Source organism: Pseudomonas sp. S3_E10 (assembly GCF_054667615.1).
This window is the reverse complement of record NZ_CP162743.1, coordinates 1,570,979-1,593,090: the sequence shown is the minus strand read 5'-3', so window position 1 is coordinate 1,593,090 and position 22,112 is coordinate 1,570,979. Positions and strand designations below refer to the sequence as shown.

20 protein-coding genes and 1 pseudogene are annotated in these 22,112 nt (G+C 61.0%); 14 read left to right on the top strand and 7 right to left on the bottom strand.

What is annotated here, in order from left to right; genetic code table 11:
* Positions 1 to 157 precede the first annotated feature (157 nt).
* The 3 genes and pseudogenes from AB4N98_RS07135 to AB4N98_RS07125 all read left to right on the top strand — a co-directional run bounded on the left by AB4N98_RS07135 (position 158) and on the right by AB4N98_RS07125 (position 3,011).
* A complete protein-coding gene (locus AB4N98_RS07135; protein WP_065877215.1) occupies positions 158 to 532 on the top strand; it encodes a GtrA family protein in 375 nt (124 codons plus the stop codon).
* Positions 529 to 1,498 (top strand): annotated as a pseudogene (locus AB4N98_RS07130) (glycosyltransferase family 2 protein). The gene AB4N98_RS07135 and the pseudogene AB4N98_RS07130 overlap by 4 nt, the downstream one beginning before the upstream one ends.
* On the top strand, positions 1,485 to 3,011 hold the full coding sequence (locus AB4N98_RS07125; RefSeq protein ID WP_460149331.1) for a glucosyltransferase domain-containing protein: 1,527 nt from the start codon (positions 1,485 to 1,487) through the stop codon (positions 3,009 to 3,011). The pseudogene AB4N98_RS07130 and the gene AB4N98_RS07125 overlap by 14 nt, the downstream one beginning before the upstream one ends.
* Positions 3,012 to 3,051: 40 nt before the next feature.
* On the opposite strand, the gene AB4N98_RS07120 is transcribed toward AB4N98_RS07125, so the two are convergent.
* From AB4N98_RS07120 to AB4N98_RS07100, 5 genes are all read right to left on the bottom strand, one after another.
* Positions 3,052 to 4,671: an FMN-binding glutamate synthase family protein gene (locus tag AB4N98_RS07120; RefSeq protein ID WP_017526316.1), complete on the bottom strand. Its 1,620-nt coding sequence runs from the start codon at positions 4,669 to 4,671 to the stop codon at positions 3,052 to 3,054.
* Between the two features lie 157 nt (positions 4,672 to 4,828).
* Positions 4,829 to 6,208 (bottom strand): ATP-binding protein, encoded by a 1,380-nt coding sequence (locus tag AB4N98_RS07115; RefSeq protein ID WP_017526317.1) that lies wholly within the window; start codon positions 6,206 to 6,208, stop codon positions 4,829 to 4,831.
* Entirely contained in the window at positions 6,205 to 8,019 is a 1,815-nt protein-coding gene (locus AB4N98_RS07110) for a DAHL domain-containing protein (protein ID WP_460149330.1), read from the bottom strand. Before AB4N98_RS07110 ends, AB4N98_RS07115 begins: the two co-directional genes overlap by 4 nt.
* 10 nt (positions 8,020 to 8,029) lie before the next feature.
* Positions 8,030 to 8,992, bottom strand: coding sequence for a cytochrome-c peroxidase (locus tag AB4N98_RS07105; protein ID WP_017526319.1), 963 nt, complete (start codon positions 8,990 to 8,992; stop codon positions 8,030 to 8,032).
* A gap of 25 nt (positions 8,993 to 9,017) precedes the next feature.
* Positions 9,018 to 10,892 carry a putative bifunctional diguanylate cyclase/phosphodiesterase gene (locus AB4N98_RS07100; protein WP_017526320.1) on the bottom strand — a complete coding sequence of 625 codons (1,875 nt, stop codon included), beginning with the start codon at positions 10,890 to 10,892 and terminating at the stop codon, positions 9,018 to 9,020.
* Positions 10,893 to 11,112: 220 nt separating this feature from the next.
* On the opposite strand from AB4N98_RS07100, the gene AB4N98_RS07095 reads away from it, so the two are divergent.
* The 3 genes from AB4N98_RS07095 to AB4N98_RS07085 are packed head-to-tail and all read left to right on the top strand — an operon-like array spanning position 11,113 to position 13,374.
* A complete protein-coding gene (locus tag AB4N98_RS07095; RefSeq protein WP_017526321.1) occupies positions 11,113 to 12,414 on the top strand; it encodes a response regulator c-di-GMP phosphodiesterase, NosR family in 1,302 nt (433 codons plus the stop codon).
* A gap of 40 nt (positions 12,415 to 12,454) precedes the next feature.
* A complete protein-coding gene (locus AB4N98_RS07090; RefSeq protein ID WP_017526322.1) occupies positions 12,455 to 12,868 on the top strand; it encodes an NUDIX hydrolase in 414 nt (137 codons plus the stop codon).
* Complete coding sequence (locus tag AB4N98_RS07085) at positions 12,868 to 13,374, top strand: GNAT family N-acetyltransferase (RefSeq protein ID WP_017526323.1); 507 nt, start codon at positions 12,868 to 12,870, stop codon at positions 13,372 to 13,374. Before AB4N98_RS07090 ends, AB4N98_RS07085 begins: the two co-directional genes overlap by 1 nt.
* Before the next feature lie 17 nt (positions 13,375 to 13,391).
* On the opposite strand, the gene metR is transcribed toward AB4N98_RS07085, so the two are convergent.
* Positions 13,392 to 14,309: a transcriptional regulator MetR gene (metR, locus tag AB4N98_RS07080; protein WP_017526324.1), complete on the bottom strand. Its 918-nt coding sequence runs from the start codon at positions 14,307 to 14,309 to the stop codon at positions 13,392 to 13,394.
* Positions 14,310 to 14,491: 182 nt separating this feature from the next.
* Between metR and AB4N98_RS07075 the strand changes: the two genes are divergently transcribed.
* The 5 genes from AB4N98_RS07075 (at position 14,492) to AB4N98_RS07055 (ending at position 18,013) form a co-directional block, all read left to right on the top strand.
* Positions 14,492 to 15,511, top strand: a complete 1,020-nt coding sequence (locus AB4N98_RS07075) for an alpha/beta fold hydrolase (RefSeq protein WP_017526325.1) — start codon at positions 14,492 to 14,494, stop codon at positions 15,509 to 15,511.
* 53 nt (positions 15,512 to 15,564) lie between these two features.
* On the top strand, positions 15,565 to 16,218 hold the full coding sequence (locus tag AB4N98_RS07070; protein WP_017526326.1) for a DsbA family oxidoreductase: 654 nt from the start codon (positions 15,565 to 15,567) through the stop codon (positions 16,216 to 16,218).
* 108 nt (positions 16,219 to 16,326) lie between these two features.
* Complete coding sequence (locus tag AB4N98_RS07065) at positions 16,327 to 17,247, top strand: arginase family protein (RefSeq protein ID WP_137219942.1); 921 nt, start codon at positions 16,327 to 16,329, stop codon at positions 17,245 to 17,247.
* The gene (locus AB4N98_RS07060; RefSeq protein WP_017526328.1) at positions 17,244 to 17,624 is read left to right on the top strand and encodes a DMT family transporter; all 381 of its coding nucleotides are present in this window, start codon (positions 17,244 to 17,246) and stop codon (positions 17,622 to 17,624) included. Before AB4N98_RS07065 ends, AB4N98_RS07060 begins: the two co-directional genes overlap by 4 nt.
* A complete protein-coding gene (locus AB4N98_RS07055) occupies positions 17,621 to 18,013 on the top strand; it encodes a DMT family transporter (RefSeq protein WP_017526329.1) in 393 nt (130 codons plus the stop codon). Before AB4N98_RS07060 ends, AB4N98_RS07055 begins: the two co-directional genes overlap by 4 nt.
* Positions 18,014 to 18,160: 147 nt before the next feature.
* Here the strand turns inward: AB4N98_RS07055 and AB4N98_RS07050 are convergent, their stop codons facing one another.
* Positions 18,161 to 18,916, bottom strand: a complete 756-nt coding sequence (locus AB4N98_RS07050) for a MipA/OmpV family protein (protein WP_017526330.1) — start codon at positions 18,914 to 18,916, stop codon at positions 18,161 to 18,163.
* A gap of 227 nt (positions 18,917 to 19,143) precedes the next feature.
* Here AB4N98_RS07050 and AB4N98_RS07045 point away from each other — a divergent pair, with 227 nt between their 5' ends.
* From AB4N98_RS07045 to AB4N98_RS07035, 3 genes are read left to right on the top strand one after another with little or no spacing between them, the layout of a single operon-like run.
* Positions 19,144 to 19,857, top strand: coding sequence for an MtnX-like HAD-IB family phosphatase (locus AB4N98_RS07045; protein ID WP_017526331.1), 714 nt, complete (start codon positions 19,144 to 19,146; stop codon positions 19,855 to 19,857).
* Positions 19,850 to 21,244, top strand: a complete 1,395-nt coding sequence (locus AB4N98_RS07040) for an aspartate aminotransferase family protein (RefSeq protein ID WP_017526332.1) — start codon at positions 19,850 to 19,852, stop codon at positions 21,242 to 21,244. The genes AB4N98_RS07045 and AB4N98_RS07040 overlap by 8 nt, the downstream gene beginning before the upstream one ends.
* Positions 21,241 to 22,107, top strand: coding sequence for an alpha/beta hydrolase (locus AB4N98_RS07035; RefSeq protein WP_065877208.1), 867 nt, complete (start codon positions 21,241 to 21,243; stop codon positions 22,105 to 22,107). Before AB4N98_RS07040 ends, AB4N98_RS07035 begins: the two co-directional genes overlap by 4 nt.
* The last annotated feature ends 5 nt before the right edge of the window (positions 22,108 to 22,112 follow it).

Genomic DNA, 22,112 nt, shown 5'->3' with positions numbered 1-22,112 from the left:
GTCGGGCGGGCGCAGGTTGGCGGGATTTGTAAGCAATTGCAAAGGTTGGGTATTACAGAATGTCTCAATTGCGCAGGCGGCGCACCTGTTAGATCTGACAGTGGACGCACCGCTCGGGGCTGTGGCTTGCTGAGCTCAGCCGCAATAGGACGACGGTATGAACAGACTGTGGAAGGGCTTCTCCAGCTACACAGTGATTGGCATCGCCAACACGGTGATCCATTGGCAGCTGTTTTTCGTGTTCAGGGCCGCGTTCGAGTTCAGTCAGGCCATGAGCAACCTCTTCGCCTTTTGCGTGGCGGCGTCGTTCTCCTTTTATATGAATGCGCTCTACACCTTCGCCATGCCGGCCTCGCTGCCCCGCTATGGGCTGTTCATGTTGTGCCTGGGCGGTTTGAGCCTGGGCGTGGGCTGGCTGGGCGACCACTGGCGCGTGCCCGGGCTGGTCACGGTGCTGGTGTTTTCGCTGGTGAGCCTGGTCTGGGGGTTCCTGCTTTCGCGCCTGGTGGTGTTTCGTGAGCGTGCGCGGTGAGGATCTCGCTGGTGGTGCCGCTGTTTAACGAGGAACAGGCGGTGGGCGAGTTCTACCGCGTCGTTCGCCAGGAGTCGACGCTGCATGGCCACACCGTGCAGATGGTGCTGATCAACGATGGCAGCACCGACCGCACCGCCGAATACGCCGGCGCGATTGCCCTGGCCGACAGCAACGTGGTGCTGATCAACTTCTCGCGCAACTTCGGCAAGGAAGCGGCACTGTTCGCCGGGCTGGAGTACGCCACGGGTGACGCCGTTATCCCCATGGACGCGGACCTGCAAGACCCGGTCGAGGTCATCCCGCAGTTGGTTGCCGAATGGCAAAAAGGCGCTGATGTGGTGCTGGCCAAACGTCGCAATCGCGTCAGCGACGGCTACCTCAAGCGCCACAGCGCGTCGCTGTTCTATCACCTGCTCAACCGCATCGCCTACACCCACATCGAAGAAAACGTCGGCGACTTCCGGCTGATGGACCGCAAGGTGGTGGACGTGATCAAGGCATTGCCCGAGCAGCAATTGTTTATGAAGGGCGTGCTGTCCTGGGCGGGCTTTCGCGTGGCCATCGTCGAATACGACCGCGCCCCCCGCAGCAACGGCCAGAGTAAGTTCAACGCGTGGAAACTGTGGAACCTGGCGTTGGACGGCATCACCTCATTCAGCACCGTGCCGCTGCGGTTGTGGAGTTATATCGGCGGTTGTATCTCGCTGCTGGCGCTGGTGTATGCGGGGTTTCTGGTGATGGACAAAGTGCTGTTCGGCAATGACGTGCCGGGGTATCCGTCGGTGATGACGGCGATCTTGTTTCTGGGGGGGGGTGCAACTGATTGGAATCGGCATATTGGGGGAGTATGTGGGGCGCATTTATATGGAGGCCAAGCATCGGCCGCGGTATGTGGTGCAAGAGGTAGTGAGGCAGGCCGTCCAGGGAAATGAATGTGAGGACGTGAGCAATGTGGGCCAATAGGGTATTGAGCAGGCGGGAAGTCTTTGGTTTTTTCCTAGCAGCGTCGATGCTGTATGCGTTTCCTGTTATTCATGCCGATTTCCGGTATATCGACGACAACTGGCGATCGCTGTTATTGGAATATGATCTTTGGCGCGACCAGGGCCGAATCTTGCTGGATTTTATGCTCAAGGGCCTTTCGTTCGCGCCGGCCAAGATAAATATGTTCCCACTGCCTCTGTTGATAGCCATGTTGGTCATTGCTACAGCGATGACCAGTGTGACGTTGTACTTCTTTTCGCGACCCTCGCTGATGACCTGCCTGGTGTTCTTACCGCTATTGTGCAATCCGTTTTTCCTGGGGAATCTGACCTATCAATATGATGGGCCAGGAATGGTGTTGGCGGTGGCAGCCGCTCTCTATGCACTCACCAATAATGCCAAATCCACGGGCTTGCGCTGTGCCGTCTCGGCCCTGTTGATTGCTGTTGTCCTGGGGTTATATCAACTGACCGTAAGTGTATTTGTGGGGCTGTGCGTCGTTGAGTTTGTGTGGAGTGTTAGAAACAAACTTCCGGTCAAGGATGTGTTGTCGGCGGTTCTAGTCCGGGGCCTGCAACTGACAGTGGGCGGGGTGATTTATTTCCTCACGGCCTTTCAGTCTGCGAGCAGTGAGCGCGGCCGGTTCCTGCCGCTGGACAGCTACTGGCTGGAGCAAGTCGGCGCCAAGCTGATGTTTACCCTGGACAAGGTGATGCTGTTATTCAACCCCGTGCTGTGGGCTATTGCCGTTGTACTGTTGGCGGCTGCGGCTACCAGCTATTTGATCGTGGTCAAGCAGATTCCCGAGATGACGGGAAGCATCCTTGGCAAAGCGGTGATAAGCGTCTTGTATTTTTTGGTCGTTCCAATCCTCGCTTTATGTGTGCCTGGCGTCATGTTGCTGCTCGTCGGGGATGATGTGGATGCGCGAAACTATATTGGATTTTCGGTGGTGCTGGTGTTTGTGTTTTTGCTGAGTCATGAGTTGTTTATTCGCGTGTTCAAGAGCGCAACCTGTGTCTTAGTGGTGCCGACGGTTTTCATGTTTTCGTTGTGCTATGCCTATGGTCAGGTGCTGATAGCGAAGAAGGAATTGCAAACTGCAACGGCCACTTATATTGCCTATGACCTGATGTCATACAACGAGCTTAATACCAAGAAGGTGTTTTACTATTTGTCCCATCCGGTGTCGGTCAATTGGATTCCTGGCGCCCACGGCGCAATGACGCAGATGCCGGTGCAGCGTTATATTTTAAGTAGCTCGAATGCCATGTTGTTTCCGGAATTTTTTCCAAGGATCGGTATAACCAACGTTGTGAATGGCTACTTCAAGGGTTTTCAGGCCGAGATAAATGCGCTGAAAACACAGCCGTGCAAGACCGTTGTGAATAATCCGTTTTATGCAATCTGCGTGGTCGGTGACAGTGGTTTTATTACGCTCAAGTACAGGGCCGATCCCGAGGACTACACGGAGCAGTTCAAGCGAGATTGATGCACAGTCGCCCATCGTTGGATGGGCGCATGTATTCGCGTTATGCCGCTTCCACTTCTCGCGGCTCAAAACTATCCGCCCGCGCCATCTGCCACATGCGTGAATAGAACTGGCCGTTCACTTCACCCGTGAGCAATTCACCGGGTTTGAGGAAGATGTGCAACTGCGAAAACAGTTTGATCTCGGTGGCCGACATGCGCCGTACCAGGTGCTTGGCCGAGAGTTGCGAAGGGTGATCCAGCCCGGCCGCCGCGAGCATTTCGGCCAGGGCCTTGAGCGTGTTGCGGTGGAAGTTGAACACCCGCTGGGCCTTGTCCGGCACCACCAGCGCGCGTTGGCGCAGTGGGTCCTGGGTGGCGACGCCGGTGGGGCATTTGTTGGTGTGGCAGCTTTGCGACTGAATGCAGCCGATGGCGAACATAAAGCCGCGCGCCGAGTTGGCCCAGTCGGCGCCGATGGCCAGGACACTGGCGATGTCGAATGCGCTGACGATCTTGCCGCTGGCGCCCAGCTTGATCTTGTCGCGCAGGTTCAGGCCCACCAGGGTGTTGTGTACGAACAACAGGCCTTCACGCAGCGGCACGCCGATATGGTCGGTGAACTCCACGGGCGCGGCACCGGTGCCGCCTTCCTTGCCGTCGACCACGATGAAGTCGGGCAGGATGCCGGTTTCGAGCATGGCCTTGGCGATGCCCATGAATTCCCACGGGTGGCCCAGGCAGAACTTGAAGCCCACCGGTTTGCCGCCGGACAGTTCACGCAGTTGGGCAATGAACTGCATCAGCTCGATCGGCGTGGAAAACGCACTGTGGCGCGACGGTGAGACGCAGTCTTCACCCATCAGGATGCCGCGGGTTTCGGCGATTTCCTGGGTCACTTTGTGCTTGGGCAGGATCCCGCCATGGCCGGGTTTGGCGCCTTGGCTCATCTTGATTTCGATCATGCGTACCTGCGGGTCCTGCGCCTGCGCGGCGAAGCGTTCCGGGTCGAAACGACCGTCGCGGGTGCGGCAGCCGAAGTAGCCGCTGCCCAGTTCCCAGGTCAGGTCGCCGCCGTTTTCGCGGTGGTACGGGCTGATACTGCCTTCGCCGGTGTCGTGGGCGAAGTTACCCAGCTGGGCGCCTTTGTTGAGCGCGCGGATTGCATTGGCGCTCAATGAGCCAAAACTCATCGCCGAAATATTGAACACCGAGGCCGAGTACGGCTGCGTGCACTGCGGGCCGCCGACCATGACGCGAAACGCGCTGGGGTCGCTCAGCGGCGCGGGGCGCATGGAGTGGCCGATAAATTCGAAGCCCGACTGGTACACATCGATCAAGGTGCCGAAGGGTTTGTCGGCGGTTTCATTCTTGGCGCGCGAATACACCAGCGAGCGTTGGGCCCGGGAGAAGGGCAGGGCGTCGCTGTCGGATTCGAGCAGGTACTGGCGGATTTCCGGGCGGATGGCTTCCACCAGGTAACGGATATTGCCCAGGATCGGGTAGTTGCGGCGTACCGCGTGGGGGCTTTGCAGCAGGTCGAACAGGCCGATCAGGCTCAGCAGGCCGGTGACCAGGCTGATGGGCCATAGCCATTCATGTTCGATAAAGGGGAGGCTGGCGAGGGTGAAAATGACGCACACGGCAAAGAAGGCGTAGCGGCTTAGCAAGGACAGGCTCATACGGTTTCCTTGGGTTCGGACTCTGCAGGTCGATGCGGCATTCTGCGCCTGTCAGCCGATTGAAAACAGCGTGTGTGCTTTCAACCAAGCATTTGCGCAGCTGCGCATAGACCGTGCGGGCTGTTTTTATCCACGACGTTCGCGTTTGAGCCAGGCCCTACGCCGCCGTCTGCCGAATCGGCAACACCACCCGAAACGTAGTGCCCTTGCCCAGCTCGCTGCTCACCGAGATATCGCCGCGGTGTTTCTTGACGATGCCGTAGGAGAGTGACAACCCCAGGCCCGTGCCTTCGCCCACCGGTTTGGTGGTGAAAAACGGGTCGAAGATTTTCTGCACCGTGTCCGGGCTGATCCCGCAGCCGTTGTCCGCTACCTCCAGCCAGATGTTCTCGCCCTCCACGCCATTGCTGATGGTAATGGTGCCGCGTTCCGGCCCCATGGCTTGCGCCGCGTTGACCACCAGGTTCATCACCACTTGATTGAGCTGCGAGGCCAGGCATTCGATTTCCGGCAGCGGCGTGTAGTGTTTCACCACGTCGGCCTTGTACTTGAGTTCGCTGGCGACGATGTTCAGCGTGGAATCGATGCCTTGTTGCAGATTGGCGAATTGCCAGGTCTGGTCATTGTCCACCCGCGAGAAGTTCTTCAGGTCCTTGACGATCTGCACCACGCGGCCGATGCCTTCCTTGGATTCGCGGATCAGGATCGGTATGTCGTCCTTGAGAAAATCCAGCTCAAGCTCATTGCGCAAGGCTTTGAGCTGATCGCGTTGTTCGCCCGGCGCAAGGCTTTCTTCGGCGCGCAGGTAAGCGTCCAGCATCTGTTGCAGTTGGGTGAAGTAGCCGTCCAGGGTGCTGAGGTTGGATGAGATAAACCCCACGGGGTTGTTGATCTCATGGGCCACGCCTGCTGCCAGTTGCCCCAGCGAGGCGAGTTTTTCCGACTGCACCAGTTGGCTTTCGAGTTGCTTGCGTTCGTCGATTTCCACTTGCAGCGCCTGGGTGCGCTGTTCAACCAGCTGTTCCAGGTGCGCGGTTTGCAGCGAGGCGCGACGGGCCATGTCCCATTTGTTGGCCAGGGTATTGGCCATCTGCTGCACTTCGATGTTATCGAACGGTTTTTTCAGGATCAGTAAACGGTCGTGGCCGTTCAGGCGGTGCAGCAGTTCGTCCCAGGAATAATCCGAATACGCGGTGCACACCACCACTTGCAGGCCGGGGTCGACTTTCCACAACTCTTCGATGGTCTTGGCGCCGTCCCAGCCCTGGGGCATGCGCATGTCGACAAATGCCAGGGCATAGGGGCGTTTGTCGGCCATCGCGGTGGTCAACAATTGCAAGCCTTCTTCGCCGCCATAGGCCGAGTGCAAGTCAAAGGGTTGCGCCGTGGGGGCATTGGTGTCACCGAAGAGCGCCGACTCCATGTCATCCAGCGCCTGGTTGGTCTCAACGGCGGGCATCAGGATTTTGCGGAAGTCATCGTGAATCGACGGGGTGTCGTCGATCAGCAAAATGCGCCGGTTAGGGGGTTGGTTCATAGGGGGCTTCCGGCAGGGGTCATAGGGATCGTCAAGGTGAACACCGCGCCCAGGCCGGGCCCGTCGCTGTGTGCGCTGAGCTGGCCATGCATTTCCACGGCGGCCAGGGCGCAGCTGTGCAAACCGAAGCCGTGGCCTTCCTTGCGGGTGGTAAAACCGTGGGTAAAGATGCGCGTCATGTTTTCGGCGGGGATGCCTTCGCCGTCGTCCTTCACGCTGATCTGCACGGTGTTGTCTTCCAGTTGCTTGACCGCCAGGGTTATCTGCCGCGCCCGGTCGCTGAGGTTGGACATGGCGTACTTGGCGTTGCTGATCAGGTTGACCATGATCAGCAGCAGGCGATGTTTGTCCGCCATGATCTCCGGGACCTGCCCATACTCCTTGACCACCGTGACGTTGTGACGGCTCAGCGCGCCGGCGTTCATGCGCAGGGCGTCTTCCATCAAGGCGCTGATGTGTACCGGTTCCAGCAGGGTGGACGCACCGGCATAGGATTGCTGGGTCGAGACGATGTCCTTGATGTGGTCGACGCTTTTGCTCAGCTGTGCCAGCTCGTCGGTCATGCCTTGCTGTTCGACGGCAATGGCCTCCACCAGTTGGTTGAGATAGTCGGGCAGCAGCTTGCCTTTTTCATGCTCAGTGAGAAACGCGCCCAGGTCACCCCGGTGCTCGTTGATCAACTGCATGGCCTTGCCCAGGCCCAGCGCTTTGCTGCTGCGCAGCTTGCGGGTAACGATGTCGGCGGAGATGTTCACGCTGTTGAGTACGTTGCCGACGTTGTGCAACACGTTGGTGGCGATCTCCGCCATGCCCGCCTGGCGCGCGCTGTCGAGCAGTTCGCTCTGTGCATTCTTGAGTTGCTGGGTGCGCCGCTCCACCCGTTGTTCGAGGGTTTCGTTGGCCGCCTGCAAGGCGTGGTTGACCCGGTTGATCTCGGCGAAGCTACGCAGCAGGCGCACCGCCAGGTACACCAGCACCACCACCAGCAAGGTCGAAAAGATCAGCAGGTAGCGGTGGTATTGATCGTCGCTCAGGTCCGCCGCTTGCTGGTCCTGGTCGAGGTGGGTGGTCAAGTCGTCCAGGCGCTCGGCCACAGGCACGGCGGCAATGCGTTCGAGCAAGGTATTAACCACCGGCTGTTCGCGCAGAATCAGCGAGATGTGGTTGCTGAGGATCTCCACCGGGGCCTGGAAATCGCTGGGCAGGCGCTCTTTGTTGATCGCCAGTTTGCCCAGGCCCACGAGGATATCGGCGGCGCGTTCGTCGCTGGTGACCTGGGCGAACTCCAGGCTGCTGAGCAGCAGGTCGTAGGTGTCGCTGGCCACGCCTTGCAGTTGCAGTCGGCCTTCCCCGTCGATGCGATTGAACTCCGCCTGGATGTCGTCTTCGGCGGTGGGTAGAAACGCGAGCGAGTTGCGCAGCACCGCGTTGTGGGACTTGAACTGGTCCACCAACCGCGCTTTTTCCTGGATCGCGACCTGGTAAGCCGCGTGGCTGGCCTGCCAGCGCGCCAGGTCTTGCAGGCTGTGGTACGTCCCCCGGTTGTTGAGGTCGGCCCACAGTCGGGTCATTTGCGCCAGCGGTGTCACCAGTGGGTCGTAGTTGTGGGTGATCGCGATACGGGCCTTGAGCACCTCGCTGTCCCACTGCGCATTGAGCTGCTGCAACTGGCGGATCAAGTCCCGCGACTGGGTGTAGCTGGCCGTCTGGTCACGGGATGATTTGAGGTACAGAAACGTTAGCGTCGAGGCCAGCAACAGGGCGACCAGGCCGAGCAATAACAAGCTGGTGTGGCGGCGGATGAAGCTCATGACGGTCTGCTCATAAAGGCTTGCCCGCCCATTCGCCGGTCAGGGTCTTGAGAAACTGAATAATCAAGTCTTTGTCTTCCTGGCTCGGGTTGCGCCCCAACTGGTACTTGAACATCACATCCACCGCCTCAGCCAGGGTGTTGGCCGACGCATCGTGAAAGTACGGCGCGGTCACGGCGACATTGCGCAGGCTGGGTACCTTGAATACGTGGCGGTCGTCCTCGTCCTGGGTCAACAGGTAGCGCCCCAGGTCCGCTTCGATCGGGTTGCCACGCGCTTTGAAGTAGTCGCCCATTACGCCGAACTTCTGAAACATATTGCCGCCGATGTTGATGCCCTGGTGGCAGGCGATGCAGCCGTATTCCTTGAAGCGCTGGTAACCGTATTTTTCCTGGGTGGTGAGGATATCGGTATTGCCCAGCAGGTATTGGTCAAAGCGCGAGTTGGGCGTGAGCAGCGTGCGCTCATAGCTGGCCAGGGCGTTTTGCACATTGGCGGCGGTGACGCCGTCGGGGTAGGCCTGGCTGAACGCGCGCTGGTAGAGGGGCAGGTCGGTGAGGTTGTGCACCACGGTTTTCCAGTCGCTGCCCATTTCCACGGGGCTGATAACCACCTGTTCGATCTGCGCTTCCAGCGTGTCCACCCGGCCATTCCAGAACTGCTTGAAATTCAGGCTGGCGTTGAACACCGAGGGAGTGTTGATTTCCACCGGTTTGCCGTCGAAGCCAAGGGAGAACGGCTTGTCATCGGCGCCGCCGGTCTCCAGGCGATGGCAACTGGCGCAGGACAGCGTGTTGTTCACCGACAGGCGCGGCTCGTTGAACAGTCGGCGGCCCAACTCGACCTTGGCCGCGTCCAACACCGGAACCGCCGGCAAGGGTTTGAGTGCCTCGTCCAGCGGCGCGGCCATCGCCGGCAAGGCAAAGCCCACGATGAGGGCCAGGCCGAAACCGTAAATCGAGACTTCGCTCAAGCGAGCACTCCTTGCAAGCGTGGGGCTATAGACGGGTTATCGGCATGGCGCAGCCCATCTGCAGTAACTGGGCGAAATCTTTTGCCGGTACCGCCTTGCTGAACAGGAAACCCTGGCCTTCTTCGCAGTCCTGGGCCCTGAGGAAGTCCAGTTGTTCGGCGGTCTCCACGCCTTCGGCGATGATGTTCAGTTCCAGGCTCTTGCCCATGCCGATGATCGCGCTGATCAACTGTGCGTCCTGGCTGTTGACGTTCAAGCCGCGCACAAACGATTGGTCGATTTTCAGCACGTCGATGGGAAAACGTCGCAGGTAACTGAGGCTGGAGTAACCGGTACCGAAATCATCCAGGGCCAGGCGTACGCCCATGGCCTTGATCTTGTGCAGGGTCTCCACGGTGTCGTCGACGTTTTGCATCAGCACGCTTTCGGTGATCTCCAGTTCCAACTGGTGGGCGGGCAGCCCGGTTTCCTTGAGGATCGTGGCCAGATTGTCGATAAAGTCGCGCTGGCGAAAGTCGATGGCCGAGATATTCACCGAGACGGGCAACGCCGGCAGCCCCATCGCATTCCAGCTTTGCGCTTGCTCGCAGGCCTGGCGCAGGACCCATTGGGTGAGGCGGACAATCAAGCCGCTGTCTTCGGCCACCGGGATGAAGTCGGTCGGGTTGACCCAGCCCGAGCGCGGCTGAAACCAGCGTATCAGCGCCTCGGCACCGACGATCTGCCCGGACTTGAGGGCCAGCTTGGGCTGGTAGTGCAGCACGAACTCATCGCGCTCCAGCGCCTGGCGAATGGCGCTTTCCAGGTTTTGCTGGTGCTGGGCGCGCAAGTTCATGTCTTCGGTATAAAAGCTGAAATCGTCCGGGCCGCGTTCCTTGCTGGTGTGCATCGCGGTTTCGGCCTGCTTGATCAGCACCACGGCATTGTTGCTGTCATTGGGGTAAATGCTGATGCCCAGGCTGGCGGTGACGCTCAGGTCATGCCCGGCGACATGGCGGGTGGCGCTGATGGCCATGAGCACCTTCTGCGCAATGTGCTGGGTTTGCTGGGGATGCAGCACATCATTGAGCAGGATCACGAACTCATCGGAGCCGTAGCGAAACACCGAGTCTGATTCGCGCACGCTGGCGGCCAGGCTCTGGCTGACCAGCTGGAGCACCTCGTCGCCCACCGGATACCCCAAGGCATTGTTGATGCGCTTGAAGCGGTCGAGCCCGATAAACATCACCGCCAATTGCGTGTCATGCCGCCGGCCGAGGGCCATGGCCTGGGTCAGCCGGTCACCGAGCAGCGTGCTGTTGGGCAACTGGGTGAGGGCGTCGTACTGCAACAGGTGCGAGACCTTGAGCAGCTCCTGCACGCGTTCTTCGATGGTGCGCTCCAGGCTGATGACCTTGAGCGCGGCGTCCTGGGCGAGCTGCCATTTCCAGGTCAGGGCGCTGGCCATCTGGCGGATTTCCAGCTGGTCGAAGGGTTTTTTCAGGATCAGCAACTGGTCGTTGAACTTCAACCGCGCTTCGATCGCCTCGAAGGAATAATCCGAATAGGCGGTACACAACGCGATTTGCAGGTTGGGATCGACGTTCCACAGCTGTTCGATGGTTTGCAGGCCATCCCAGCCGGGCGGCATGCGCATGTCGATAAACACCATGGCATAGGGGGCGTTGGCGGCCAGGGCCTGGTTCACCAGGGCCAGGGCTTCCTGGCCCTGGTAGGCGGAGTCGAGCATGAACGCCTGGCGTGGGGGCGTGGTGGTGCCGAACAGGGTTTCTTCAAGGGTGTCCAGGGACTGCTCGTGCGCGGCCTCGGCACACAGGATCTTGCGGAAATCCGTATGGATGGAGGCGGTGTCATCGACGATCAAAATGCGCCGGTTGGCGCGTGCCGAACCCGAGTTCATGGCGCAATCCCCAACGGCAAAAGGTTCGACGGCATAACGAGTCCTTCCTTGGTTCTACTTCTGAGCGGGGGGGCAGGGCTGCTTTGACAGCATAGTCCAGCTCCCTTGAAATTGACGGCCAGTTGGCGTCAAATCAACCCCGCGCCAAAAGCGAGGGAAGACGGCTTGGCACACGGGTTCAATCTAGCTCAATTCAGTTTAATGTGAAGGCGCCGCAGGCATGGAAGAACAACTCGCTACCAAACCCACGATTTTGCTGGTCGACGATGAAGAGTCGATCCTCAACAGCCTGCGCCGTCTGTTACGCGGCCAGCCTTTCGATGTGGTACTCGCCGGCGGCGGTGCCCAGGCCCTGGAGATCATGGCGGCCCAGCCCATCGACCTGGTGATGAGCGACGCACGCATGCCCGGCATGGACGGCGCGCAGTTGTTGGCCGAGGTGCACCGGTTGTACCCCACCACCAGTCGTATCCTGCTGACCGGTTATGCCGACGTGCCGACGATCATCAAGGCGATTAACGACGGGCAGATCCACCGCTATATCGCCAAGCCCTGGAACGACGAAGAACTCAAGCTGATCCTGCAACAGGCCCTGGAACACCAGCGCCTGGAACGCTTGACCCATGCGCAGAACGAGCAACTCAAGACGCTCAATGCCACCCTGGAAAAACGCGTGGCCGCGCGCACCAGTGAGCTGCAACAGACCGCCGACATGCTCGACCTGGCCTACGACGAGCTCAAGCGCAGCTACGTGACCGGCACCGAAGTGTTTTCGCTATTGGCCAACCTGCGCCTGCCCAAGGCCAAACAGACCAACCGCGCGCTGATCGAACTGGTGCGCGTGTACTGCGCCGCCCAGTTTATCGACGAAGCCACGTCGCGTGACCTGGCGATGGCCGCCGCGCTGTACAACATCGGCAAGCTGAGCTGGAGCGACAGCATGCTGAACGAGCCGGCCGACAAGCTCTATAGCACTGATCGCGAGCGGTACCGTGGCTACCCGACCCAGAGCGAGTCGCTGTTGATGACCCTGGAGCCGATGAAGGATGCGGCGCGGATGATTCGCCATCACCAGGAACGTTGGGACGGCACTGGCTTTCCCGACCGCCTCAAGGGCGACGCGATTCCGTTTGGCTCGCGCCTGCTGAAACTCGCGGTGGATTTCATTGAGCTGCAGAAGGGGCTGATCCTTGAGCGCCATTTGAACAGCGATGAAGCGCTGCTTTATATCCGCAAATATGCCGGGCGCCTTTACGACCCGGACCTGGTCGAAGACTTCGTCCTGGCCTGCGCCACGTTCCTCAGCGACGTGACCCTGGGCGACCCGACCGTTAAAGCCTTGAGCACCCGCGAGCTGGAGGCCGGCATGGTGCTGGCGCGCAACCTCAATGCCGATAACGGCATGCTGCTGCTCAACGCCGGCAAGGTGCTGAACCTGCCGCTGGTGGACAAACTCATCGCGTTCGAAGCGATGGAAGGCGCCAAGTACAGCGTATTTATCAAGGAACCGGACGAGGCGTGAGCTGCGTTCCCTCATTGTTTGAATCGATGGCTTTTATCCTATGCCCACGACTATCCGCATCGCCGCCGCGCTCCTGATCAATGCCGACGGCCAGACCCTGCTGGTGCGCAAGCGCGGCACTCAGGCGTTTATGCAACCGGGCGGCAAGATCGACGCCGGCGAACAACCCGCGCAAGCCTTGGCGCGTGAATTGCACGAAGAACTGAACCTGCACATCGACCCGGAACACGCCCTTTACCTCGGGCAGTTCTCGGCGCCGGCGGCCAACGAGCCGGGTTGCACCGTACACGCTGAAATGTTCCAGGTTCAGGTCGACGGGGCGCTGAGCCCGGCTGCCGAGATCGAAGAAGTCTGCTGGATCGACCCGGCGGGCGACGGCGGCCTGCACCTGGCGCCACTGACGCGGGACCTGATCCTGCCGTTCTATCGCGCCTCACTGGCTACGCCGGCCTGATGCTCATACGCGCGCTGGTGGCCAGTGATGCCCAGGCTTATCGGGCATTGATGCTTGAGGCGTATGGGGTTTATCCCCAAGCGTTCACCTCCAGCGTGGCCGAGCGCGCGTCGATGCCGTTGAGCTGGTGGGAAAAACGCCTGGACAACCCGCTGGACCGGCTGTTCGGCGCGTTTGCGGATGACCGGCTGGCGGGCATCGTCGGCCTGGCCTTCGAACCCCGGGAAAAGGCCCGGCACAAGGTGACGTTGTTCGGTATGTACGTGAACGCGGCCTATCAGCGCCACGGCCTGGGCCGTCGGTTGGTGGAGGCGGCGCTGGGTGAGGCGCGCCAACGGGCGGGCCTCAAGGTGATTCAACTGACCGTCACCGCCGGCAACGATGCCGCGTTTGCGCTCTATCAACGGTGCGGTTTTATCCAGTACGGCCTGGAGCCGTTGGCCGTGCGGGTGGGCCTTGAGTACTTCGACAAGATCCACATGTGGCGCGAACTCCAACCCGATTGATTCAGACAGCGGGTTAATCAGCGCACCGCGCTCACCCCATCCAAGGTCGAAAACGACGTGTCCTTGGCCGTCAGCAAAAAGTCGCGCATGTAGGGCGCGTCCAGCATGTCCGCACGGATCCCCGCATATAACGTCGCAAACAGGCCTTTTTCGCCCAGGCGCTTGGCCTTCACGTAGCCGCGCGAGCTGTATTCATGCAGCGCCCAATGGGGCATGCCGCACACGCCACGGCCGCTGGCCACCAGTTGCATCATCATTACCGTCAGCTCCGACGTGCGCACCTGAGCCGGTTCCACGTCGGCCGGTTCCAGGAAACGGGTGAAGATGTCCAGGCGGTCACGTTCCACCGGGTAGGTGATCAGCGTTTCGGTGAGCAGGTCTTCGGGCACGATATACGCCTTGGTCGCCAGCGCGTGCTGGTTGGCCACGGCCAGCATGGCTTCGTAGGTAAACAGCGGCACATAGGTGATGCCCGGCAGTTCCAGCGGGTCGGAGGTCACCACCAGGTCCAGGTCGCCGCGGGCCAAGGCCGGCAATGGCGCAAAGGCAAAACCGGAGGCCAGGTCCAGCTCGACTTCGGGCCAGGCATCGCGGAACTGGTCGATGGTCGGCATCAGCCACTGAAAGCAACTGTGGCATTCGATGGCCATGTGCAACCGCCCGGCCGTGCCGCCGGCCAATCGCGCGATATCGCGCTCGGCGCCGCGCAGCAAGGGCAGGGTCGCGTCGGCCAGTTGCAGCAGGCGCAGACCGGCGCTGGTGAAGCGCAGCGGCTTGGTCTTGCGCACGAACAACGGCATGCCCAGGCGCTCTTCCAGCTCCTTGAACTGGTGGGACAATGCCGATTGCGTCAGGTGCAGGCGCTCGGCGGCTTCCACCAGGCTGTCGGCTTCGCGCAGGGCGTGCAGGGTCTTGAGGTGACGGATCTCGAGCACAGGCTCTCCATGAAGACAATTTGTGATGAAAACGAATAGCGTGAGTTTGTCTCATGTTGCAAAGCGTGTCGACCATGACCACTGGGCACACTTCATCAAACTGTCATCGAACTGTGGCAGCGCGCTTGAACAAAGTTCATCAGACTCGCGCTCTACTGGGGTTCTGCGTTTCGGTGTTTTTCATGCGTGTGTTGCTTTTATTGGCCGCCTTCCTGTTCGGCCTGCCGTCTTTTGCGGCGTCTCGATGTGATGTCAATGTCCCGACCCAAACGGTTGATCTGGAAACGGTGAGCATCGCCTACCAGAGTATCGGCCGTGCGTCCGACCCGGCCTTGCTGCTGGTGATGGGCCTGGGCGGGCAATTGATCCACTGGCCGGATGAAGTGGTCGTCGCCCTGTGCCAGCAGGGCTTTCGGGTGATCCGCTATGACAACCGCGATGTGGGCCTGTCCACTTGGCGCCAGCCGCCGGCCACTGCCAATCTCACGTTCGAAGTGCTGCGCTACAAACTCGGCCTGCCGGTGGCGGCGCCTTACACGCTGACCGATATGGCCGATGACGCCCTGGGGTTGATGGATGCGCTGCAGATTCGGCAGTTCCACGTGCTGGGCGCGAGCATGGGCGGCATGATCGCCCAGCATCTTGCGGCCATGGCGCCGCAGCGGGTGGAGAGCCTCACGCTGGTCATGACCAGCTCCGGCGCCGAAGGCTTGCCGGCACCGAGTGCGGCGCTGGTACAGCTACTGTCACGGCGTGGCGCGCCCAACCGTGAAGTGGCCCTGGAGCAACAGGCCGATTTGCTTGCCGCACTCGGCAGCCCGACGGTAAAGGACGACCGCCAGGCGTTGCTGCACCAGGCGGCGCTGTCCTACGACCGCGCCTTCAACCCGGACGGTGTGAAGCGCCAAATCATGGCGATCCTCGCCGAACCCAGCCGCGTGCCGCTGCTCAACCAACTGCGCGTGCCGACCCTGGTGGTGCACGGCACCGCCGACCCGTTGTTGCCGGTGATGCACGGCGTGCACCTGGCCGCGCATATCCAGGGCAGCCAGCTGAAGCTGATTCCCGGCATGGCCCATCGTTTCCAGGAAGCGTTCAAGGCGCCGCTGCTGACGGCGGTGTTGCCGTACCTGCAAGCCCATCGTGAAGATGCGGCGCACTGGGCGCAGATTGAACCGGTGGCGCCTGCGAAGCTGTTGTGAGGTGGTGTATGGTGCAACCTTTGCGGCACATTTTGCCTACGAGGTTGCCTGTCATGAGTACTCCCCTGAAAATCGATTTCGTCAGCGACGTGTCCTGCCCCTGGTGCATCATCGGCCTGCGCGGGCTGACCGAAGCCCTCGACCAGTTGGGCGCCGAGGTGCAGGCCGAGATTCATTTCCAGCCGTTCGAACTGAACCCGAATATGCCCGCCATCGGTCAGAACATCGTTGAGCACATCACCGAAAAATACGGCTCCAGCGCCGAAGAATCCCAGGCCAACCGCGCGCGCATCCGCGACATGGGCGCCGCGCTGGGCTTCGCGTTCCGCACCGATGGCCAGAGCCGCATCTACAACACCTTCGACGCGCACCGCCTGCTGCATTGGGCCGGGTTGGAAGGCTTGCAGTACAACCTCAAGGAGGCGCTGTTCAAGGCCTACTTCAGCGATGGCCAGAACCCGTCCGACCACGCCACCCTGGCGATCATCGCTGAAAGCGTCGGCCTGGACATCCAGCGCGCCGCCGCGATCCTGGCCTCGGATGAATACGCTGCCGAGGTACGCGAGCAGGAGCAGCTGTGGATCTCCCGTGGCGTGAGCTCGGTGCCGACCATTGTGTTCAACGACCAATACGCGGTGAGCGGCGGCCAGCCGGCTGAAGCGTTCGTGGGCGCGATTCGCCAGATCATCAATGAAGCAAAATCCTGAATGTGGGAGGGGGCAAGCCCCCTCCCACATTTGTTTCTCACTGTCCTTGAGTTAAGCGCTGGCCCGCCCCTTGCATTGACCCCCTAAAGCCATAGGGGAAACACTGCCTTGAACATTCTCGACCTCGACCATAGCCTCACGGCCCAGGCGCCGATTGCCCGGCGTTTGGCCTGTGGCCGTGCCACCCGTATCGACCTGTTGGACCTGGGCCCCAAGCTGCGCCTGTGGTCCACCGAAAAAACCTGGAAACGCTTCGCCGAACGCCTGGCCGGACGGCCACGGCCCACGGATGCGCGGCCGGAAATCCTGTTTGTCGGCTCCGGCGACTATCACCATCTCACGCCTGCGTTTCTTGCCGATCTCAAGGAACCCATCAGCCTGATCCACTTCGACAACCACCCCGACTGGGTGCGTTTTGCGCCCAAGCGTCACTGTGGTTCGTGGGTCAACCGCGCGCTGAAAATGCCGGCGATCAAACGCATCGTCACCCTGGGCCCGTGCAGCGATGACCTGCATAACCCGCAACTGCGCGGCGGCAACCTGGGCGCCCTCAAGCGTGGGCAGTTGCAGCTGTTTCCCTGGCAGCACCCGCCGTCGAAAGTGTGGGGCAGGGTGGGCGATGGCGCCGGTCACCAGCAGCAGGAAAACCATCTGCACTGGCGCAACCTGGCGCAGTTGGATTGGGCGGCCTTCCTCGAACAGATGATCAGCGGCCTGCCCACCGAGGCGATCTGGATCACCATCGACAAAGACGTCTTGGCCTGCGAAGACGCGGCCACCAACTGGGACCAGGGCGGCATGCGCCTGACGCATTTGCTGCAAGCGCTGCGGGCGTTGGCGGCGCGCAAGCGCATCATCGGCATCGACGTGTGCGGCGAGTTCGCCACGCCGGCGTTCAGCAATGCGTTCAAGCGCTGGGAGGCCAAGTCCGACCAGCCGCCGCCGCAGCGTTGGACGCCTGAGGACCTGCAGCGCAATGCCGCGACCAATGAAGCCTTGATCGAGCTGTTTGAGGAGCTGTTCCCGTGAGCCTGACCGTGGTGTTGTTGGTAGCGTTTTCTATCGTGCTCGATGTGATCGGCCAGCTGTGTTTCAAACTCGGCCTGGACCGTTTGCCGGAGCTGGAAGGCGGCTTTCGCCTGAATGCGTTCTGGGGCCAGGTGTTCAATGCGCCGTTGCTATGGGCCGGGATCGGCGCCTACGTCATCGAGTTTTTCGTGTGGCTGGAAGCCTTGTCCCGTGCGCCGTTGAGCCTGTTGTTTCCGGCGGCGGCGCTGGCCTATTGCGGGGTGGTGCTGGTGGGCAAGGTGGTGCTGGGGGAAACCGTCAGCCGCCGGCGCTGGCTGGGCACGTTGGTGATCACCCTGGGGGTGATGCTGGTGGCCGTTGCCGGGAGCCAGGCATGACGACGCAGACGTGGTTGCATGGGCGGTTCGGCACGATTGTGCTGTGGGCCTTGTTGATCTGCACCGAGAGCGCCGGGCAGTTGTTTACCAAGCTCGCCGGTGACCAGTTGGGGCAGATGGATTTCAATTGGCAGTGGCTGGCCGACGTGGCGCGTAACCCGGGGATACTGGCGGCGATTGCCTGTTACATCGGCGCGTTTTTCGTGTGGATGCTGATCCTGCGGCGCAGCAGCCTGTCGCTGGCGTTCCCGCTGAGTTCGCTGGTGTTTGTGGTGGTGTTGCTCGGGTCGTGGCTGGGGCTGGGCGAACATATCAGCGCGCTGCACTGGGTGGGCGTGGCGGTGATTATCGGCGGGATTGCGCTGTTGGCCGAGGGCGAAGAGAACTGAAATAGTGCTATGAGATGGGGGCGAATGTGGGAGGGGGCTTGCTCCCGATAGCAGTGGTTCAGCCGATACATGCATGACTGATACACAGCTATCGGGAGCAAGCCCCTCCCACATTTTGTACCTTTGTATCTCCAGACCTCAGGTGAATCATTCGAAGGTATAGCTGATCGCCGTCTGCACTTGCCCCTGATTCACTTCACCGGTCTGGCGCACGATGCTGCTGTCCGCCGCCGAACCCACCAGGTGTACCCAGCTGGCGCTGGTCAGCAGCGACCAGTTGGGCGTCAGCGGAAACTGGAAACTCTGGCTCAGGGTCACGTTCTGGAAACCGCCGCTGGCGTTGTAGGCCTTGAAACCCGTGGCCGCCGCTTCGTTATCATCCACCCCGAAAAACGTTTGGGTCTGGCGCGCATCGGCGAAGTGCGCTACCAGGCCGCTGCTGCCGATGACCCCGCCGCCCAGCGGGTAACCCAACTCGCCACCGACCTTGCCCAGCGCGCCGCTCTGCGCGTGGCCACCGCCGACCGCCTGGCCCAACCGCGCATAAACGCGCCAGAAGTCAGCCGGCGCGTATTGGATGAAACCTCCGACCTCCGCCATGTCCGACACATTGCGCAGCCCCTGCAATGAGCCGTTGGTGGTGCGCCCCTGCAAGTAATTGATATACGGGCCGGCGGTCAGCCCGTGGCTGTTCAAGGCGCTCCAGGTCAGGCCGTCATCGGTGCCCAGGCTGACATTGCCCCAGTCCAGGTCGAGATAGGGCACGGGCCGGGTTTCGTAGCGGCTGCCGGTGGGGTCGTGGGGTTGATAGCTGACGCCTGCGCCGACGTCACCGGTGATGCCTTGGGCCTGCGCGGTGAGGCTCAATAAGCCGGCCAGTGCAGCGCATGTGATCCGCAACATGGTCACAGTTCCTTAGGTGAGTACACGCGCATGAACGCGCAAACCCGCGCGCCTGTGCAAGCACTCATCTTGTTTGTAGCAAGCTACAAAAATTGTAGCTTGCACGACACAAATCCCCCGCGCGCACCGCGCAAAGCCCCGGCCCCGCTGGGATATGGCCAATTGGCACAATCCCTGCTCTAGCCCTGGTGCAAGCGCAGACAGCGCACTCCATCAAGGTAACCGCAATGATCGACTGGCATATCGTGTGCGACTTCGACGGGACCATCACCCCCACCGACGTCATCGACAACGTCCTCCAACGCTTCGCCGGCCCCGAATGGGAAACCATCGAACAGCAATGGCTGGATGGGCACATCGGTTCACGCGAATGCCTGAGCCGCCAACTGGCGCTGATCAAGGCCACGCCCGCCGAGTTACTGGCCTATTTCGACAGCGTCGAGATCGACCCGGACTTTCCGGACTTCGTCGATCACGTGATCGGCCTGGGCGCGTCCCTCGAAGTGGTCAGCGATGGCATCGAGCAAGGCATCGCGCGGATTCTGTCGCGCAACTACGTGACCCTGCTGCCGATCCTCGCCAACCGCCTGCGCCAGGTTGATCAGAACAGCTGGCGCATCGACTTCCCCTATTCGAGCGATGCCTGCCGCGCGGCGTCGGGCAACTGCAAATGCAAGTCCACGCCGCGCAACAAACGCGTGCTGGTGATCGGCGACGGCAAGTCCGACATGTGCGTGGCCTCCACCGCCGACTTTGTGTTCGCCAAGGGCAGCCTCGCCGAGTACTGCATCGCCAACCGTATTCCCCATGCGCGCTTCGATTGCTTCGCCCAACTGCCTGCGCTGCTCGCGCAGCTGCCGCAAAGCGTCGCCGCCAATGCCACCGCCTTTACGACGGCTGACCTCTTTATTGAAAATCAGGAACTCTTGCACCATGTCTGATATCCGCATCGCCACCGCCGAAGACCAGATCCTTCTGGATAAAGAAGCCAAGTACTGCTCCTACGGCGACACCGTCCACTACATCGAGCCGCCGCGTATTTTCAGCCGTTGCGAAGGCTCCTACGTGTGGGACACCGAAGACCAGGCCTACCTCGACCTGCAAATGTGGTACTCGGCGGTCAACTTCGGCTACGCCAACCCGCGCCTGAACAATGCGCTGAAACAGCAGATCGACACCCTGCCGCAAATCGCCAGCCAGTACCTGCACAAGGGCAAGATCGAGCTGTCGGAAATGATCGCGGTGGACGCCAAGAACAAATTCGGCCTCGACGGTCGCGTGCATTTCAACGTCGGCGGTTCGCAGTCCATCGAGGACTCCCTGAAAGTGGTGCGCAACGCCACCAACGGCAAGAGCCTGATGTTCGCCTTCGAAGGCGGCTACCACGGGCGTACGCTGGGCGCCTCGTCGATCACCTCCAGCTACCGTTACCGTCGTCGCTACGGCCACTTTGGCGAACGCGCGCAGTTCATCCCGTTCCCGTACCACTTCCGTGGCCCCAAGGGCATGACGAAAGAAGAATACGGCAGCCACTGCGTGCAGCAATTCGCCCGCCTGTTCGAAACCGAATACAACGGCGTGTGGGACCCGAAAGTCGGCAGCAGCGAATACGCCGCCTTCTATGTGGAGCCGATCCAGGGCACCGGCGGCTACGTGATCCCACCGATGAACTTTTACCGCGAGCTCAAGCATGTGCTGGACCAGCACGGCATTTTGATGGTGTCCGATGAAATCCAGATGGGCTTCTACCGCACCGGCAAACTCTGGTCGATCGAGCACTTTGACGTACAACCGGATGTGATCGTGTTCGGCAAGGCGCTGACCAACGGGCTCAACCCGCTGGGTGGTATCTGGGCCCGTGAAGAGCTGATCAACCCGAAGATTTTCCCGCCGGGCTCCACCCATTCCACCTTCGCCTCCAACCCGCTGGGTACGGCGGTAGGCCTGGAAATGTTCAAGATGACCAACGAAGTCGACTACGGCGCGATGGTCATGGCCAAGGGCAAATTTTTCCTCGAAGGCCTGCAAGACCTGCAAAAACGCTTCCCGATCATCGGCGACGTCGACGGCCTGGGCCTGGCCCTGCGCTGCGAAATCTGCGCGCCGGATGGTTTCACGCCGGACAAGGCGACCCTGGACTACATGGTCGAAGAAGGCATGAAGGGCGACATGCTGGTGGATGGCCAGAAACTCGGCCTGATCCTCGACGTGGGCGGTTACTACAAAAACGTGATCACCCTGGCGCCGTCCCTGGAAATCAGCTACCCGGAAATCGAACTGGGCCTGAAGCTGCTGGAGCAACTGCTGGTGCGAGCGACCCACCGGTGAACAGCGCAGGGATCGACCTCGGCGAAGGGGATGCCGGCTTCGTTCTCGGTGCCGGGCCGGTCGGGATCCTGTTGATCCACGGCCTGACCGGCACGCCGACCGAACTGCGCCAGGTCGCCAAGGGCCTGGCCAGGGCGGGCAATTGCACGGTGTACGTGCCCACCCTGGCCGGGCACTGCGGTGACAACAGCGACCTGCAGGCCACCGGCTGGCGGGACTGGTACGAAGGCGTGCGCAAGACCTTCGTGCAGATCAAGCGGCGCCACGCGCAGGTGTTTGTCGGTGGTTTGTCCATGGGCGCGGTGATGTCGATGTACCTGGCCTCCGAGCATCCGGGCCAGGTCGCCGGCTTGCTGATGTACTCCACTACGTTGAAGTACGACGGTTGGAGCATCAGCAAAATGGCGTTTATCACGCCGTTGCTGATCCGCATTCCCTTCGGTGTGCGCCTGTTCCGCTTCACCGAGAAGCCCCCGTACGGCATCAAGAATGAACGGCTGCGGGCGATCGTCGAACGGCAGATGAAGGAGGGCGAGAGCAGCGAAGCGGGGTTGTTGACCATGGAAGGCGTCACCGTGCGCGAGTTGCACTGGATGAACGCGGTGGTCAAGAAACGCATGCCCGGCATCCAGGTTCCGGCCCTGGTGCTGCACTCCATCGAGGACGACATCACCAGCCGCTGGAACGCCGACTACGTGGAGCGCCACCTCGGCGGGCCGGTGACCAAGATCCTGTTGGATAACTGCTACCACATGATCACCGTCGACCTGCAATACCGGCGGGTGATTGAGTTGAGTGCGGAGTTTATCGAGCGGAACACAAGCTCCCACAGCCTGCACACCGTTGATTGCCGCTCGGCATAAGGGAA

Excerpts from the sequence above, each read along its gene's own strand:
- AB4N98_RS07135 (WP_065877215.1), top strand. The coding sequence starts at position 158 with ATGAACAGACTGTGGAAGGGCTTCTCCAGCTACACAGTGATTGGCATC.
- AB4N98_RS07125 (WP_460149331.1), top strand. The coding sequence starts at position 1,485 with ATGTGGGCCAATAGGGTATTGAGCAGGCGGGAAGTCTTTGGTTTTTTC.
- AB4N98_RS07120 (WP_017526316.1), bottom strand. The coding sequence starts at position 4,671 with ATGAGCCTGTCCTTGCTAAGCCGCTACGCCTTCTTTGCCGTGTGCGTC.
- AB4N98_RS07115 (WP_017526317.1), bottom strand. The coding sequence starts at position 6,208 with ATGAACCAACCCCCTAACCGGCGCATTTTGCTGATCGACGACACCCCG.
- AB4N98_RS07110 (WP_460149330.1), bottom strand. The coding sequence starts at position 8,019 with ATGAGCTTCATCCGCCGCCACACCAGCTTGTTATTGCTCGGCCTGGTC.
- AB4N98_RS07100 (WP_017526320.1), bottom strand. The coding sequence starts at position 10,892 with ATGAACTCGGGTTCGGCACGCGCCAACCGGCGCATTTTGATCGTCGAT.
- AB4N98_RS07095 (WP_017526321.1), top strand. The coding sequence starts at position 11,113 with ATGGAAGAACAACTCGCTACCAAACCCACGATTTTGCTGGTCGACGAT.
- AB4N98_RS07090 (WP_017526322.1), top strand. The coding sequence starts at position 12,455 with ATGCCCACGACTATCCGCATCGCCGCCGCGCTCCTGATCAATGCCGAC.
- AB4N98_RS07085 (WP_017526323.1), top strand. The coding sequence starts at position 12,868 with ATGCTCATACGCGCGCTGGTGGCCAGTGATGCCCAGGCTTATCGGGCA.
- AB4N98_RS07075 (WP_017526325.1), top strand. The coding sequence starts at position 14,492 with ATGCGTGTGTTGCTTTTATTGGCCGCCTTCCTGTTCGGCCTGCCGTCT.
- AB4N98_RS07070 (WP_017526326.1), top strand. The coding sequence starts at position 15,565 with ATGAGTACTCCCCTGAAAATCGATTTCGTCAGCGACGTGTCCTGCCCC.
- AB4N98_RS07055 (WP_017526329.1), top strand. The coding sequence starts at position 17,621 with ATGACGACGCAGACGTGGTTGCATGGGCGGTTCGGCACGATTGTGCTG.
- AB4N98_RS07050 (WP_017526330.1), bottom strand. The coding sequence starts at position 18,916 with ATGTTGCGGATCACATGCGCTGCACTGGCCGGCTTATTGAGCCTCACC.
- AB4N98_RS07045 (WP_017526331.1), top strand. The coding sequence starts at position 19,144 with ATGATCGACTGGCATATCGTGTGCGACTTCGACGGGACCATCACCCCC.
- AB4N98_RS07040 (WP_017526332.1), top strand. The coding sequence starts at position 19,850 with ATGTCTGATATCCGCATCGCCACCGCCGAAGACCAGATCCTTCTGGAT.